Raw genomic sequence first — 15,732 nt, 5'->3', positions numbered from 1 at the left:
GCGCGCCGGCGCGCCGCGCGGGCCGGCTCAGCGCGCCTCGCGGGCCGACGGGGCCCGGAGCAGCCGCCGCCGCGCCGCGTCCGTCAGCGGCCGGTACGCGCCCGCCCGGTCCCGGTAGTAGGCGCGGCCGTCGCCGGCGGCGGGGACGCCCTCCTCGCGCAGCGGGGCCGTGCGCAGCCGCCGTCCCGCGGTCACGGGGATCTCGTCCACGACCCGCACCAGCGCGGGCCGCAGCCCCGGTTCGACGCGCAGCAGGGCCTCCGACAGGTCGATCGCCTTCAGCTCGCCGCCGTCCCGCAGGCTGACGGCGGCGGCCGCCAGCTCCGTGTCCCCGACCGGGATGCCGTACACGGCGACGCTGTCGACGTACGGCAGGTCGCCGAGCGCGTCCCTGATCGGGCCGGGCGGGACGATGCCGTCGGCGGTGCGGATCAGCTCGGTCTCCCGGCCGACGAGCCAGTAGTCGCCGTCGGCGTCCCGGCGGAACAGGTCGCCGGTGATCGTCCAGGCGTCCTCGGGCCAGAACACGCCCCGCACCGGGCGGGCCGCGGCACCGAGCGCCGACAGCCGGACGCGGGCGAGCAGCATGCCGATCTCGCCGGGCTCGCTGCGGACCGCGAACCCGTCCGGGCCCTCGGCGAGCCGCCCCCGCTCCAGGTCGTAGCGCGCGAGCCGGACCCGCGCGCTGCCGGGCAGCGGGCGGCCGAGCGAGCCGGGCTTCTTGCCGCTCAGGTTGACCAGCACCGCCTCGCCCTCCGTCGAGGCGTAGAACTCCAGGACCCGCGCGGGGGCGAACCGCTCCTCGACCCGCCGCCACAGCCCGCGCGGCATCCCCGACCCGATGAACAGCCGGACGGCGTGGTGCCGCTCGGCCGGGTTCGGCGGCGCGTTGACGAGCTCGCGCAGCATGGTCCAGGTGTAGGACGCGACGGTCACCCCGTAGCGGCGGGCCTCGTCCCAGAACGGCTCCGGGTCGAACGAGCTCGCCAGGGCGAGCCGCGCGCCTCCCGCCACCGCGCCGCCGAGGCTCATCAGCAGCGCCGACGGATGCTGGAGCGGGGTGATGCTGTAGACGGTGTCGGACGAGGACAGCGCCGCCGACGAGGCCGTCCCGAACGCCGACAGGGCCCACCGCCGGTTCGTGATGCGGCTGGCGCGCAGCTGGTCCCCGTCGCCGCGGAACACCACGAAGGCGAGGTCTCCGGCCCGTCCCGGATTGGCCCGGTACCACCCCGGCAGCTCCACTTGCGCGGGGTCGATGGTCTCCATGTCGGTCAGCGCGCCGCGGTCGCCGCGGCCCGCGCCGCCGAGCAGGTAGCCCTGGACGCCCTCCAGCCGCGCGGCCATCGCGGCGTGCTCGGGGTCGGCGATGACCCGCGTCACCCGGCCCAGCCGCGCCTCCGCGGCCGGGTCGCCGTCCGGGCGCAGCAGCACCGCGACGGCGCCGAGCCGGCTCAGCGCCGCGACGAGCGCCAGCGCGGTCGGCCGCGTGCCCATCAGCACGCCGACCGCGTCGCCGCGCCGCACCCCGATGTGGATCAGCCCCCGCACCACCGCGTCGATGCGGCGCTTGGCGGCGTCGTGGGTGTGGGCGCGCCCGTGGTACAGGAAGAAGACCTCGCCGGGCCGGTCGCGGGCCTGCTCGTCCAGCAGCAGCCCCATCGACATGCGCGTGTCGGACTGGATGCGCTCCAGCCGCGCGAGCCGGGGCAGGTTCTGCGCGGCCTCCCCGCCGAGCTGCCGGGTCCCGTGGACGACCTGCGAGGCCGTCCGCAGCGCCGACCGCGCGGCGCTGGTCCCGATGCCCATCGCCAGGTGGAGCCCGTACCCCGCGGCGCCGCCGGGCAGGCCGGCGGGCTCGGCCTCCTCGTCGCCCGCGACCGGCGCGACGATGTCCGGGAGCTCGCTCCCGCCCTCCCGCCACAGCGCCCACGACGCGACGGCGGGCCACGTCTGCGCGATCGCGAGGCTGCCGACGACGAGCCCGAAGTGCCCGGCGCGCAGCGACGCCTCGTACACCTGCGCGCGCGGCGCCGCGCGCCGGATGCCGCGCACCATCGGCGGCGACGCGATCTCGTCGACCTCGCCGACGAACGTCAGCACGGGGCAGGTGATGTCGGCGAGCGTCACCAGCCGGTCGCCGATGACGAATCCGCCGGTGAGCATCCGGTTGTGCTGGATGAACTGGCGGAGGAACTCGGCGAGCGCGGGACCGGGCCACGACACCCACCCGTCCCGTTCCAGGAACCGCCGCTGCCGCTCCCTGGGCGCGAGCCGCTCCCGGTCGTGCAGTTGCAGGATGAAGTCGACCCGCGACCGGACGGACTTGACCGGGCTCAGCACCTGGAATCCGAGGCGCGTCACCCATCCGGGGACCGCGAACCCACCGAGCATCCAGTCGGGGATGCGCTCGACGCCCTCCGCCGCCAGCCAGCCGGGGAGCCCGAAGGGCAGCCCCTGGCTGGTGTCGGCCGGGCTGCCGAACGTCACGACCGACTCGATGCCGTCGCTGCGCCGGTAGGCGGCGGCCTGGTAGACGAACATGCCGCCCTGCGAGTACCCGGCGAGGTGGACGTCCCGCCCGGTCTCCTTGCGGATCCGGTCGACGGCGTCGCTGACCGCCAGCACGTGGTCGCTGACGGTCCGCTCCAGCCCGCCGGGCTCGCGCTCGGGCGCGCCGAAGTCGACCACCCACGGGTCGGCGCCGCGGTCGTGCAGCACGCGCACGGCGCTGACCCGCGAGGAGATGTCGTACACCTCCGCGGTGATCATCAGCGGCGGGACGAGCAGCACGACGGGCCCGCCCGCCGCGTCCGGGAAGTAGTGCCGCAGCCGGTAGACGCGCTGCTCGGTCACGACCTCGCACGGGGAGGCGTCCTCGTCGGTGTCGAATCCGCCGAAGCGAGCCACCTCCAGGGCGTTTTGTGCAGTGGAGCCTAGGCGGGAACCCAGGCGAAGGAGCGTTCTGGCAACAGCCGGCATCGTCGACCTCTCACAGCGTCACCGCCATGTTGTCGTGTTATCACCGGCTTTAGCAATCAGCGGACGACCCGTGCGCCGTCCATCTGCCCGCTCTGCAGCCGCTCCCACATGTACCGCCGCCGGGGCTTGCCGCTGGAGGTGCGCTGGATCAGCCCGGTGCCCACCACGATCGTCAGTTCGACGTCGTCGCCGACCCGGCGCCGCAGCGTCTCGCGCACGGCCGGGATCCAGTCCTCGTTCTGCGTCTCGGCGAACAGCGCGAGCCCCTTCTGCCCGGCGCCCGGCACGCCGACGACCACGATGCGGCCCTTGCCGAGCCCGCTCACCTCGGCGATCTTGGACTCGAGGTCCTCGACGTAGACCGACCGGCCGCGCACCTTGATGCTGTCGCCCATCCGCCCGAGGACGAACAGCTGCCCCTCGTGGAAGAACCCGGCGTCCCCGGTGTAGACCTTGCCGTCGGCGAACCGCGTCGACTTGGCCTCGGCGCCCGCGTAGTACCCGGGGCAGGCCGAGGCGCCCCCGACGACGATCTCGCCGAGGAGCCCGTCCTCCAGCTCGCGGCCCTCGTCGTCGACGATGGAGACCGGCACGTCGCTCTCGGGCGTCCCGCAGCCGACGACCCACCCGGCCTTGGCGCCGAGCGACTGGGACCCGAGCCGGTGCTGGTCCAGGATCCGCACGGGCTGCCCGAAGGCCAGCGCCTCGGGGTCGGGCCGGACGGCGAGCGGGTCGCGGGGCGCGTTGTCCATGGTGACCAGCAGCGTGGTCTCGGCCATCCCGTACGCCGGCTTGAACATCGTCCGCGAGAACCCGTAGGGCTCCGCGAGCTGGGCGAACACCTCGAGCGTGTGCGGGTCGATCGGCTCGGCGCCGATCAGCGCCATCTTCCACCCGGAGAGGTCGAGGCCCTCCAGCTGCTCCGGCTTGACCCGCCGCGCGCAGTACGCGTAGGCGAACGGCGGCGCCGCCGTGTGCTGCGCCTCGGCGAAGCAGCGGATCCACCGTGCGGGGTCGCGGATGAAGTGGTCGGGCCGCATCAGCCGCAGCATCCCCTGCCGCGCGATGGGCGTGATGAACGTCCCGATCAGCCCCATGTCGTGGTAGAGCGGCAGCCACGTCGCGACGACGTCGCCGTCCTCGTAGCCCGCCATCCGGGCGATGAGGTCGCTGTTGGCCTCCAGGTTCTCCCAGGTGACCATGACGCCGCGCGGGGCGCCGCTGGACCCGGACGTGAACTGCAGCAGCGCCAGCTCCCCGGCGGGCTGGACGTCGGCCTCGACGCCCTGCCTCGGCTGCCAGGGCTCGCCGCCCAGCCCGGCCTGGTCCATGGCGCGGCCGGCGTACTCGGACAGCTCCTTGGACGCGATCACGAGCGCCGGCGACGCCTGCCGCAGGATGGCCGCGACGTGGGCGACGTAGTCGTCCCCGTCCTGGAAGAGCGGCGGCGTGATCAGGCAGACGGTGGCCCCGGCCGCCCACACCGCGAAGTAGGTCTCGATGCAGGTGAAGTCCGTGGGCAGGATCAGGCAGACGACATCGCCCGGCCGGACGCCCTCCTCGATCAGCGCACCGGCGGTGCGCCGCGCGGCGGACGCCAGCTCACCGTAGTCGCGGTACTCCCAGCCGCCGTCGTCGGCCGCCAGGTGCACGCCGCGTCCGGTGTTCGGCCGCTCCAGCCATTCGCGCAGCGCAGATGCCATCGTCTTCCCTTCACCCTGATCCGCCACCCACGTGACTCGCGGGTAACTTCACCAGGACGGGGCGTCTCCGTCAACCGGTTCTCCCGGCCAAAGAGACCGGGCGGTCATTTGGAGGTCCCCGACAAGCGCGTCACCCCGCGGGGGCGGACGTCCGGCGGCCCGCCGCGACCCGCGCCACGAGCCGCCACCCGAGCAGCGCGGCCCCGAGGAACAGGGTGGCGACGATCACGAACGGGAGCGCCGTCCCCTGCCCCGAGACGGCCCGCAGCAGCATGCCGACGGCGACGGCCGACACCCAGACGCCGACCCCGGCGGGCACCAGCGCGTCCGCCCGCCGCCAGGCCCGGGTCAGCCCCCACCCGACCCCCGCTCCAGCAAGGAACGGCCAGGCGGTCGTGGCGAAACCCGCCAGGCTGGCGGCCTCCTCATGGGAGGCCCGCCCGATCGCCACGAAGACGAGCACGGAGCAGACGTCCGCCAGCCCCGCCAGATAGTTGCGCATATCTCCAGGCTAGAGCTGGAACCCCGTGCCCTGACACGGGGCCACCGGGTGCATCGTCACACCACCGGCGGGGTATCAGCCCACGACCCGGTCACCCGGTGACGACCAGTCATTTTGGAGGCGTGATGCCCGAGCGAGGCGACGACGGAAGCTGGCCGAGGCTGCGGCTCGCGGACTGGCCCGATACCCGCACGACCCTGCACATGTGGGCACAGATCGTCGGGAAGGTCCGGCTGGCGCACGAGCCCCTGCTGAACCACTGGTGGCAGGTCACCCTGTACGTGAGCCCGAGGGGCCTGACGACGTCCTCGATCCCGTACGGGAACGGCGTCTTCGACATCGAGTTCGACTTCGTGGACCACGTGCTCCGCGTCCGGCGCAGCAACGGCGAGTCCCGCGAACTCCCCCTGGCGCCCCGCCCGGTCGCGGAGTTCTACCGGGACCTGATGGCCACGCTGGACGACCTGGGCCTCCAAACCCGGATCAACGCGACCCCGAACGAGGTGGACCCCGCGATCCCCTTCGCCGAGGACGACCGGCACTCGTCCTACGACCCGGAGGCCGCGAACCTGTTCTGGCGGCAGCTGATTCAAGCCGACCGCGTCCTGGGTGCGTTCCGCGCCCACTTCACCGGCAAGGTGAGCCCGGTGCACTTCTTCTGGGGCGCGATGGACCTGGCCTGCACCCGCTTCTCCGGCCGCCCGGCCCCGACCCACCCCGGCGGTGCCCCGAACTGCCCCGACTGGGTGATGACGGAGGGCTATTCCGGCGAACTCTCCAGCGCGGGCTTCTGGCCGGGCGGAGGCGAGGAGGGCGCGTTCTACTCGTACGCCTACCCGGAACCGGAGGGCTTCGCCGACCACCCGGTCCCCGCGGGCGCCCGCTACGACCAGGCACTGGGCGAGTACGTCCTCCCTTACGAAGAGGTAGCGACGTCCAAGGACCCAGACGCCACAGCAGCAGCCTTCCTACAGGCCACCTACGAGGCAGCAGCAGAAAACGCGAACTGGCCGAGAGAAACCCTGGAAGACACCCCAACCCGCCTAAACGACCAAATGGGGGCCTAGGGGCAAAGCCCCAAGGGGGTCTAGGGGCGAAGCCCCAGGGGCGGGCGGGCGGGGGAGGAGGCGGAACGGGGGGTCCGGGGGGTCGCCCCCCCGGGAAATGGCGAAGGGTCCCCTCGGGGAAGCCGCAAAGCGGCGACCAAGGGGACCCTAGGACCAGTAGCGGGGGCAGGATTTGAACCTGCGACCTCTGGGTTATGAGCCCAGCGAGCTACCGAACTGCTCCACCCCGCGGTGATGAGTTAACTGTATGGGGTGGGCAGTGCTTAGGCAAACGGGATGGGCGGGGCGTCGTCCGGCTGTCGTGGAGGGGGTCAGCCCATGTGCGGGTAGCGGTGGTCGGTCGGCGGGACGAAGGTCTCCTTGATGGATCGCGGTGAGGTCCATCGGAGGAGGTTGAAGATGGATCCGGCCTTGTCGTTGGTGCCGGATGCGCGCGCGCCGCCGAAGGGCTGCTGTCCGACGACGGCGCCGGTGGGCTTGTCGTTGATGTAGAAGTTGCCGGCGGCGTATCGCAGTACGTCGGCGGTGTGGGCGGCGGCGGCGCGGTCGTTGGCGATGACGGCGCCGGTGAGCGCGTAGTCGGCGACGGATTCCATCTGGGCGAGCATCTCGTCGTACTGGTCGTCCTCGTAGACGTGGACGCCGAGGATGGGGCCGAAGTACTCGGTGCGGAAGATGTCGTTGCCGGGGTCGTCGGAGACGAGGACGGTGGGGCGGACGAAGTAGCCGACGCTGTCGTCGTAGGTGCCGCCCGCGAGGACGTGGACGGCGGGGTCGGCGTGGGCGCGGTCGATGGCCGCCTTGTTCTTGGCGAACGCCCGTTCGTCGATGACGGCGCTCATGAAATTGCTCAGGTCGGTGACGTCGCCCATGGTGAGGGAGTCGACTTCGGCGGCGAGTTCTTCCTTGAATCCCCCGTCCCAGAGGGACCGCGGGATGTAGGCCCGCGACGCGGCGGAGCACTTCTGCCCCTGGTATTCGAAGGCCCCCCGGATGAGCGCGGTCTTGAGCACCGCGGGGTCGGCGGACGGGTGGGCGACGACGAAGTCCTTGCCGCCGGTCTCGCCGACGATCCGCGGGTAGCCGCGGAACTTCTCGATGTTGTTCCCGACGGTCTTCCACAGGTGCCGGAACGTCGCGGTCGATCCGGTGAAGTGGATTCCGGCCAGGTCGGGGTGCTGGAGCGCGACGTCGGACACGGCGAGCCCGTCTCCGGTGACGAGGTTGATGACGCCGGGTGGCAGCCCTGCCTCCTCCAGCAGCCGCATGAGCAGGACGGCCGAGTACGTCTGCGTCGGCGACGGCTTCCACACGACGACGTTGCCCATGAGCGCGGGCGCGGTCGGCAGGTTGGCGGCGATCGCGGTGAAGTTGAACGGGGTGATCGCGTAGACGAACCCCTCCAGGGGCCGGTGGTCGGACCGGTTCCACACCCCGTCGCCGCTGATCGGCTGCTCGGCGAGGATGCGCCGCGCGAAGTGGACGTTGAACCGCCAGAAGTCGACCAGCTCGCACGGGCTGTCGATCTCCGCCTGCTGGACGGTCTTGGACTGGCCGAGCATGGTCGCGGCGAGGAGCGTCTCGCGCCACGGCCCGGCGAGGAGGTCGGCGGCGCGCAGGAAGATGGCGGCGCGGTCGTCGAAGGCCATGTCCCGCCAGGCGGGCGCGGCCTTGAGCGCGGCGTCGATGGCGTCGCGCGCGTCGTCCTGCGTGGCGGTGCCGAAGGTGCCGAGCACGGACGCGTGCCGGTGCGGCTGCACCACGGCGACCTTGGGGCCGGCGCCGAGCCTCCGCTCGCCGCCGATCGTCATCGGCAGGTCGATCGGCGCCTCGGCGGTGAGCTCGGCGAGGCGCGCCTCCAGCCGGGCCCGTTCGGCGCTGCCCGGCGCATACCCGCGGACCGGCTCGTTGGCCGGTGCCGGCACGTTGGTCACGGCGTCCATCAGGGGGCCTCCTTAGCGGGAGATGAACGAACGGAGAAAGAAGACGAGGTTGGCCGGACGTTCGGCCAGGCGCCGCATGAAGTAGCCGTACCAGTCGGCGCCGTAGGGGACGTAGACGCGCATCCGGTGGGCTTGGGCGAGCCGCCGCTGCTCGGCGGCCCGGATCCCGTAGAGCATCTGGAACTCGTACGACCCGGGCTGCCGCCGCGCGGCGAGCAGCTGCGCGATCTCGATCATCCGCGGGTCGTGGCTGGCGACCATCGGGTAGCCGTCGCCGTCCATGAGCAGCCGCAGGCCCCGCGCGTAGGCGCGGTCGACCTCGTGCCGCCCCTGGAAGGCCACGGAGGCGGGCTCGGCGTAGGCGCCCTTGACCCACCGGACCCGGGAGCCCTCGTCCACCAGGTCGCGCAGGTCGCCTTCGCTGCGCCGCAGCATGGCCTGGACGGCGACGCCGACCCAGGGGAAGTCGCCGCGGAGCTTGCCGAGGACCTCCAGCGTGGAGTCGACGGTCGTGTGGTCCTCCATGTCGAGGGTGACGGTCATGCCGATCCGCCCGGCGGCGGCACAGATCTCCCGCGCGTTGTCGAGCGCCAGCTCGCCCGGCAGCGCCTGCCCGAGCGCGGACAGCTTCACCGAGGCGTCGGCGCCCGCGGCGAGCCCGCCCTCCTCGAAGACGGAGAACATCCGCAGGTAGGCGTCCCGCGCGGCCTCGGCCTGCGCGCGCTCCCGGGTGTCCTCCCCGAGGTGGTCGAGGGTCACCGAAAGCCCGGCCGCATTCAGCTCCCGCACCGCCCGGACCGCGTCGTCGAGACCGTCCCCGGCGACGAACCGGTCGACGACGCCCCTGGTGAGGGGCATGGACGTGACGAGACCGCGCATCCGCTCGCTGCGCGCGGCGGCGAGGAGGGCAGTGCTGAGCATGGGAGCCTCCAACGTCGAGGAACACCTCGAACGGTAGAAGCGCGGCTCCCGTCCCCCAATAGCCGAATGTCACTTTCGAGCGAGCTACTCTTCATACAAACGTATGAAGGGAGCCTGATGCCTCCGGACCTCCAGGAGATCGCGGAACAGGCGGCCGACCTCCTCCAGGCGCCCGCCACGCTGGAGGACCGCGACTTCCACCTCGTCGCCTACGCCGCCCACGGCGACACGATCGACCCGGTCCGCCTGGACTCGATCCTGCGCCGCCGCTCGTCCGAGGACGTCCGGGCCCGGTTCGAGCGGCACGGCATCGCCCGCGCGACGGGCCCGGTGCGGATCCCGGCGGACGCGTCCCTGGGCCAGCTCGCCCGGCTCTGCCTGCCCGTCCGCTGGCACAACGTGACCTACGGCTACCTGTGGCTCCTGGACGACCAGGAGCGCATCACCAGCGCCCAGGCCGCCAAGGCCATGCCGCTCTGCGAACGGGCCGCGCTCCTGATGGCCCGCCAGGCCCGCGAGCGCGACGACCTCGGCTGGAAGGTCGCCGATCTCCTCTCCGCCCACCCGGACACCCGCACCCAGGCCGCGGACGGCCTGACCGAGGCCGCCTCCCCCGAGCCGCCGTTCGCCGTGGCGGTGCTGCGGACCCCGAGCCCGGAGCCGCTCAACCCGTGGCAACTCCCCCACTCCGTCCTCACGACGGTGTGGCAGCGCGACCACGTCCTCGTGATCCCGGCATCGACCCCCACGCCCTCGACCGTCGACCGGGCCCGCCGCCTCCTGGAGGAGCGCAACGCCCCCGTCCAGGCCGGCGTCTACGCGCCCTGCGCGACCCTGGAGGACGTCCACGAGGGCTGGCTGCGCGCCCGCGTGGCAGCGCGCGCCGCCACCCCTGGTGAGACCCGTGACTGGACGACCCTGGGCGTCCTGCGCCTACTCCGCACCGCGGGCGACGAGGCCCTGACCCAGGCGATCCAAACAGCAGCCACCAACCGCCTGCTACAGGACAAGGACTTGGCAGAAACGGCCCGCACCTACCTGGACCTTGCAGGCAACGTCCAGCAGACGGCGAAGGCCCTGAACATCCACCGCCAGACCCTCTACCACCGCCTGCGCCGCATAGAGGAGCTGACGGCCCTGAGCCTCACCGACGGCCAGGACCGCCTGACCCTCCACCTGGCCCTGACCCTGGCCCCTCACCTGTCTCCCTCGCCCTAGGAGAGATCACCCCTCGGCGAGGTCGGCGTGCCGTTGCCGCAGTTCCCGCTTGAGGATCTTGCCGCTGGGGTTCTTGGGCAGCGCGTCGGCGAACACGACGTACTTGGGCCGCTTGTAGGGCGCGAGCCGCTCCCGGGCATGAGCGCTGACGTCCTCGGCGGAGAGCCCCGACCCCGCCTTTGGGACGACCACGGCGGTCACGGCCTCGATCCAGTGCGGATGGCTGATGCCGAAGACGGCGACCTCCGCGACGCCGTCCAGCTCGTAGATGGCCTCCTCGACCTCGCGGCTGGCGACGTTCTCCCCGCCCGTCTTGATCATGTCCTTCTTGCGGTCGACGACGGACAGGTAGCCGTCGGCGGTCATCACCCCGAGGTCGCCCGAGTGGAACCATCCGCCGCGGAACGCGTCGGCGGTCTTCTCCTCGTCCCGGTAGTACCCGAGGGCCGCATGCGGGCTCCGGTGGACGATCTCGCCGATCTCCCCCGCCGGCACGGGGTTCCCGTCGTCGTCGACGACCATGGTCTCGACGTTGATCGCGGCCCGCCCCGCGCTCCCGGCCCGGCCGAGCTGCTCCTCGGGCCGCAGGATGGTCGCCAGCGGCGCCATCTCGGTCTGCCCGTAGAAGTTCCACAGCCGCACGTCCGGCAGCCGCCGCAGCAGCTCCCGCAGCACCTCGACCGGCATGGGCGAGGCCCCGTAGTAGCCCTTCCGCAGGCTGGACAGGTCGCGCCGGTCGAAGTCGGGGTGCCGCAGCAGCGAGATCCACACGGTGGGCGGGCAGAACAGCTTGGTGACCTTCTCCCGCTCGATCGTCTCCAGCAGCGCCCCGGGTTCCGGCGACGGCAGGATGATGCTGGTCGCGCCGAGGTAGACGTCGACCGAGAAGAAGCAGTCGAGCTGCGCGCAGTGGTACATCGGCAGCGTGTGCACCTCGACGTCGTCCGGGCTCATCTCGCCGTCGACGACGCAGCTGACGTACTGGGAGATCAGCGAGCGGCTGGACAGCATCACGCCCTTGGGCCGCGACTCGGTCCCGGACGTGTACATGAGCCGCAGCGGGTCGTCGTCCCCGACGAGGACGTCCGGCGCCGTCTCGGGCCCGGCCGTCCACCAGGCGTCGACGTCCTCCCAGCCCTCACCCGCCGGGGCCCCGGAGAGCCCGATCCACCCCCGCACGCCGCCCTCGACCCCGGCGGCCGCGAGCGCCTTCTCCGCCGTCGGGGCGAGCGCGTCCTCGGCGATGATCCCGGACGCCCCCGAATGCCCGACGATGTAGGCGACCTCGTCGGCGTTGAGCATGAAGTTGACGGGCACGAGCACCACGCCGAGCTTCGCCGTCGCGAAGGCGATCACCGCGTACTGCCAGCAGTTGTGGCTGAGCAGCGCGATCCGGTCCCCCTTGGCGAGCCCCCGCGCCGCCAGCGCGTGGGCCGCCCGGTTGACCGCGACGTCGAACTCCGCGTACGTGACCCGGAGCTCCCCGCTGACCACGGCGAGCTTCTCCGGATACCGCCGCGCGGTCCGGTGCAGCAGATCACCCACCGAGTGCTGCCGTGCACGAGCCACCGAGTCGGACATAGGCCGTCCCTCCCCCAAAGTCCCAGGTGAGCCGCATGAAACCACACCCGAGAACCCGGCCACCACCCCCGAAAGGGGGTATAGAGACGCCCGAAAGGGGCCTACCCCTCCGGATAGAACAGGAAGAGCGTGCAGCCCTCCGCCGACTGGGGCACGTGGCTGGATCCCGCGGGCGCGTGGATGAAGGAGCCGGCGGGATAGTCGCGCTCGCCGTCGTTGAAGACGCCGGACACGACGAAGACCTCCTCGGGCCCGGGCGAGTGCACGTCGACGCCCTCCCACCGGCTGCCGGGGTCCATCTCCAGCACGAACGCCTTCGCCGTGTCACCGGCCCACAGGGGCCGCAGCCGAATACCAGGGAAGAGCTCACGCACAGGGGCGTCCTGCACCGACGCCCACACATATCCAGGAGTCATAAGACCACCCTGGCCGCGAACCACGCCTCGGACCGAGTGTCAGAAAAGACGTCTTACGGTACTTTCCTGCCATGCACCGCGTAGTGGCGCTGGTCCGCCCGAACCAGTCGACGTTCGAACTGGGCTGCGCCGCAGACGTCTTCGGAACAAGACGCCCCGACCTGGCCCCCCGCTACACGTTCGACGTGTGCGCGGAACACCCCGGACGCATGACCACAAGCGCCGGCTACGACCTCGTGGTGCCCAACGGCCTCGAGAAGCTGGACGAGGCCGACACAGTGATAATCCCAGGCTGGCTCCCAGTAAGAGAGAAGCCGTCCCCCGCCCTGGCCGAAGCACTCCGCGGAGCACACAAACGCGGAGCCCGCATGGCCAGCATCTGCACCGGCGCCTTCGCCCTGGCGCACACGGGCCTCCTGGACGGCCGCCGAGCAACGACACACTGGGCGCGCACAGACGACCTGGCCGCATGGTTCCCGAAGATCCAGGTAGACGCGAACGTCCTGTACGTGAACAACGGCGACGTGGCGACCAGCGCAGGCGCGGGCGCGGGGATAGACCTCTGCCTGCACCTGCTACGCACCGACCAGGGCGCGGCCTACGCCGCGCACGTGGCAAGGAGCATGGTCATGCCCCCGCACCGCGAGGGCGGCCAACTCCAGTACGCGGCCCCACCACACCCCCGCCAGGTGGACGGTTCCCTAGGCCCGCTACTGGAGTGGGCAACGAGAAATCTGAGCGAACCCCTAACAGTGGAAGCTCTGGCAGCGCAAGCAGGCGTCTCCCCCCGCACCCTGGCCCGCCGCTTCACCGACCAGTTGGGCACGTCCCCAGGCCAGTGGCTGCTGTCCCAGCGCATAGCCGCAGCCCAGCACCTACTGGAGACGACGGACCTCCCCGTGGAGACGGTGGCCCAACGCACCGGCCTCTCCTCGGCCACGAACCTGAGAAGACGCTTCCGAAGAGCGAGAGCAACAACCCCAAGCGCCTACAGAAGACATTTCCAACCCCCGAACCCCCAAAAGGGGGTCTAGGGGCAAAGCCCCAGGGGCGGGCGGGCGGGGGATGGTGGAGGAACGGGGGGCTCCGGGGGGTCGCCCCCCCGGAAAAGGCGAAGGGTCCCCTGGGAAAGCCGCAAAGCGGCGACCAGGAGGACCCTAGGACCAGTAGCGGGGGCAGGATTTGAACCTGCGACCTCTGGGTTATGAGCCCAGCGAGCTACCGAACTGCTCCACCCCGCGGTGATGTCTCAAGTCTATGGCATGTGCGGGAGTGGTTGGGTCGGTGGCGGTCATTTGCAGGCGGGGATGTCGCCGTTGCCGGTGTTGAGGGCGTTGATGGCCTGGATGGTGCCGTGGAGGTCGTCGGCGCGGATGAGGCGGAGGCCGTCGGGGCGGGCGGCGACGGCGTCGTCGCAGTTGTCCTTGGGGGTGAGGAAGACGGTGGCGCCGGCCTTGCGGGCGGCGATCATCTTCTGCTGGATGCCGCCGATGGGGCCGACCCGGCCCTCGGGGGTGATGGTGCCGGTGCCGGCGATGAACTTGCCCTGGGTGAGGGGGCCGGGGGTGAGTTTGTCGTAGATGGCGAGGGAGAACATGAGGCCGGCGGAGGGGCCGCCGATGTCGCCGATGCTGATGTCGATCTTGAAGGGGAACTTGTACTGGTCGGAGAGGACGATGCCGACGACGGCGCGCTCGCCGGAGGGGTCGGCGACGGTCTTGACGGTGGCCTTCTGCTCGGTGCCGCCGCGCCGGTAGGAGAGCGCGACGGTGTCGCCGATCTTGTGCTTGGCCATGGCGCCGGTGACCTGGGAGACGCTGGTGACCTGGGCGCCGTCGAGCCGGGTGATCTCGTCGCCGGGCCGCAGGACGCCGTCGGCGGGGCGGCCTTTCTGGACGCCGTCGACGACGACGCGGGTGGTGAGGGGGATGCGCAGTTCGCGGAGGGCGGCGGCCTCGGCGTTCTGCTGGGAGTCCTGCATCGCCCGGGTGTTCTCCTGGTCGACCTCTTTGGGCGACTCGTTCTTGGGGAAGATCGTCTCTTCGGGGACGATGGCGGTGTCGCCGTCGAGCCAGCCGCGCAGGGCGGTGAAGAGGTCGATGCGTCCGCCGGGCCCGCCGCGGTAGGTGACGGTGGTGAAGTTGAGGTTTCCCTGGGCGGGGTAGGTCTTGCGGCCTTCGATGCGGATGAGGGGCTGGCCCTTGTCGTTCGTGCCGAGGGTGTTGCTCGTGGGTCCCGGCATGAGCGCGACGTAGGGGACGCGCATGAAGGAGCCGATGACGGCGAGCAGGAGGACGAGCACGCTCGCGACGGAGAGCGTGGCGGCACGGCGAGACATGCCGGAAACTCTATGCGGTCGGCGGGCTCAGCAGGCTCCGACCCATTCGTCGCCGCCGTCGGTGAAGGTCTGGTGCTTCCAGATGGGGACGCCGGCCTTGAGGTCGTCGATGAGGCGGCGGCAGGCGTCGAACGCTTCGGCGCGGTGGGCGCTGGAAGCGGCGACGATGACCGCTATGTCGCCGATGCGCAGGTCGCCGACGCGGTGGACGGCGGCGAGGCCGTGGACGGGGTGGTCGGCGGCGACCTTCTCCATGACGGCCCGCAGTTCCCGTTCGACGGTGGGGTGGGCGCTGTAGGACAGGCCGCTGACGGCGCGGGCGTGGTCGTGGTCGCGGACCGTCCCGGCGAACAGGGCGATGCCGCCGGCGCCGGGGGCGCCGACGGCGCGGTAGACCTCGTCGACGGACAGGGGCGTCTCGCGGACGCCGGCCAGCCGGATGACGTCGCCGGCTTCAACGCTGTGGGTCACGTTCGCAGGCTACCTCCCGGTGGCCGCCCTCTCCGGGGTGGGGACGCGCGGGGGGCGCGCTACTCCCGCCCGGCGGCGCCGGGGTCGTCGGGGTCGAAGGTGGCGGCGAGCACGTCGGGGAGGCCGGGGACGAGGTCGGGCCCGCGCAGGACGGCGTCCTCGCTGTCGTGGCTGCGCATGCGGACGGCGGCGTGGCGGGCGCCGTCGCGCAGGACGCCGATGACCATGCGGACCTCTTCGCGCGCCGGGTGGTTGCCGACGAACTCGGCGGCCTCGGCGGCGTCGTCGGGGATCTCGTCCTCGATGTCGGACGGGAGGACGACCCGTTCGATGACGAGGGCGCAGCCGTCGACGGTGTCGGGCCAGACGATGCCCGCGAGGGCCTCTTCGACGCTGCTCCCCTCGGGGAGGGCCTCCTGCTCGATGGGGACGAGGGCGTCGGCGTCGGCGGGCAGCTGGTCGGCGAGGCCGGGCTCGGCGCGGCGGAGTTCGGCGCTGCGGACGAGCGCGTAGAGGCTGGGGGCGCTGTCCCAGCCCCGCTCCGCCGAATGACGTTCAAGATCCAGCACGGCTGTTTCCAAAAGACTCAC

General features: G+C 71.9%; 13 protein-coding genes and 2 tRNA genes. 3 read left to right on the top strand and 12 right to left on the bottom strand.

Annotated elements, in window-relative coordinates; translation table 11 throughout:
* Positions 1-27: 27 nt before the first annotated feature.
* From CHF16_RS12935 to CHF16_RS12925, 3 genes are all read right to left on the bottom strand, one after another.
* The gene (locus tag CHF16_RS12935) at positions 28-2,982 is read right to left on the bottom strand and encodes an AMP-binding protein (protein ID WP_089326239.1); all 2,955 of its coding nucleotides are present in this window, start codon (positions 2,980-2,982) and stop codon (positions 28-30) included.
* Between the two features lie 56 nt (positions 2,983-3,038).
* A complete protein-coding gene (locus tag CHF16_RS12930) occupies positions 3,039-4,685 on the bottom strand; it encodes an AMP-binding protein (RefSeq protein ID WP_089326238.1) in 1,647 nt (548 codons plus the stop codon).
* Positions 4,686-4,815: 130 nt separating this feature from the next.
* The gene (locus tag CHF16_RS12925; protein WP_089326237.1) at positions 4,816-5,187 is read right to left on the bottom strand and encodes a DUF3054 domain-containing protein; all 372 of its coding nucleotides are present in this window, start codon (positions 5,185-5,187) and stop codon (positions 4,816-4,818) included.
* 125 nt (positions 5,188-5,312) lie between these two features.
* Here CHF16_RS12925 and CHF16_RS12920 point away from each other — a divergent pair, with 125 nt between their 5' ends.
* Positions 5,313-6,254 (top strand): DUF5996 family protein, encoded by a 942-nt coding sequence (locus tag CHF16_RS12920; RefSeq protein ID WP_089326236.1) that lies wholly within the window; start codon positions 5,313-5,315, stop codon positions 6,252-6,254.
* 157 nt (positions 6,255-6,411) lie between these two features.
* On the opposite strand, the gene CHF16_RS12915 is transcribed toward CHF16_RS12920, so the two are convergent.
* The 3 genes from CHF16_RS12915 to CHF16_RS12905 form a co-directional block, all read right to left on the bottom strand.
* Positions 6,412-6,485: transfer RNA gene (locus CHF16_RS12915), tRNA-Met, on the bottom strand.
* Positions 6,486-6,565: 80 nt separating this feature from the next.
* Positions 6,566-8,197, bottom strand: coding sequence for an L-glutamate gamma-semialdehyde dehydrogenase (gene pruA, locus CHF16_RS12910; protein WP_089326235.1), 1,632 nt, complete (start codon positions 8,195-8,197; stop codon positions 6,566-6,568).
* Between the two features lie 12 nt (positions 8,198-8,209).
* Positions 8,210-9,118 carry a proline dehydrogenase family protein gene (locus CHF16_RS12905; RefSeq protein ID WP_089326234.1) on the bottom strand — a complete coding sequence of 303 codons (909 nt, stop codon included), beginning with the start codon at positions 9,116-9,118 and terminating at the stop codon, positions 8,210-8,212.
* Positions 9,119-9,235: 117 nt separating this feature from the next.
* On the opposite strand from CHF16_RS12905, the gene CHF16_RS12900 reads away from it, so the two are divergent.
* Entirely contained in the window at positions 9,236-10,336 is a 1,101-nt protein-coding gene (locus tag CHF16_RS12900; RefSeq protein ID WP_179271509.1) for a PucR family transcriptional regulator, read from the top strand.
* A 6-nt stretch (positions 10,337-10,342) separates the two neighbouring features.
* On the opposite strand, the gene CHF16_RS12895 is transcribed toward CHF16_RS12900, so the two are convergent.
* The gene (locus CHF16_RS12895; protein WP_089326232.1) at positions 10,343-11,917 is read right to left on the bottom strand and encodes an acyl-CoA synthetase; all 1,575 of its coding nucleotides are present in this window, start codon (positions 11,915-11,917) and stop codon (positions 10,343-10,345) included.
* A gap of 101 nt (positions 11,918-12,018) precedes the next feature.
* Complete coding sequence (locus CHF16_RS12890) at positions 12,019-12,333, bottom strand: cupin domain-containing protein (RefSeq protein WP_089326231.1); 315 nt, start codon at positions 12,331-12,333, stop codon at positions 12,019-12,021.
* Between the two features lie 71 nt (positions 12,334-12,404).
* On the opposite strand from CHF16_RS12890, the gene CHF16_RS12885 reads away from it, so the two are divergent.
* The gene (locus CHF16_RS12885; protein ID WP_089326230.1) at positions 12,405-13,367 is read left to right on the top strand and encodes a GlxA family transcriptional regulator; all 963 of its coding nucleotides are present in this window, start codon (positions 12,405-12,407) and stop codon (positions 13,365-13,367) included.
* Between the two features lie 133 nt (positions 13,368-13,500).
* On the opposite strand, the gene CHF16_RS12880 is transcribed toward CHF16_RS12885, so the two are convergent.
* The 4 genes from CHF16_RS12880 to CHF16_RS12865 all read right to left on the bottom strand — a co-directional run bounded on the left by CHF16_RS12880 (position 13,501) and on the right by CHF16_RS12865 (position 15,732).
* Positions 13,501-13,574 (bottom strand) — tRNA-Met (locus CHF16_RS12880).
* A 50-nt stretch (positions 13,575-13,624) separates the two neighbouring features.
* Complete coding sequence (locus CHF16_RS12875; protein WP_089326229.1) at positions 13,625-14,671, bottom strand: YlbL family protein; 1,047 nt, start codon at positions 14,669-14,671, stop codon at positions 13,625-13,627.
* A 27-nt stretch (positions 14,672-14,698) separates the two neighbouring features.
* Complete coding sequence (locus CHF16_RS12870; RefSeq protein WP_089326228.1) at positions 14,699-15,142, bottom strand: molybdenum cofactor biosynthesis protein MoaE; 444 nt, start codon at positions 15,140-15,142, stop codon at positions 14,699-14,701.
* Positions 15,143-15,201: 59 nt separating this feature from the next.
* Entirely contained in the window at positions 15,202-15,732 is a 531-nt protein-coding gene (locus CHF16_RS12865; protein WP_179271508.1) for a PPA1309 family protein, read from the bottom strand.

The organism is Actinomadura meyerae, from assembly GCF_900188445.1.
In the GTDB taxonomy this organism is placed as follows: domain Bacteria; phylum Actinomycetota; class Actinomycetes; order Streptosporangiales; family Streptosporangiaceae; genus Spirillospora; species Spirillospora meyerae.
This window is presented reverse-complemented; position numbering and strand designations above follow the sequence as displayed.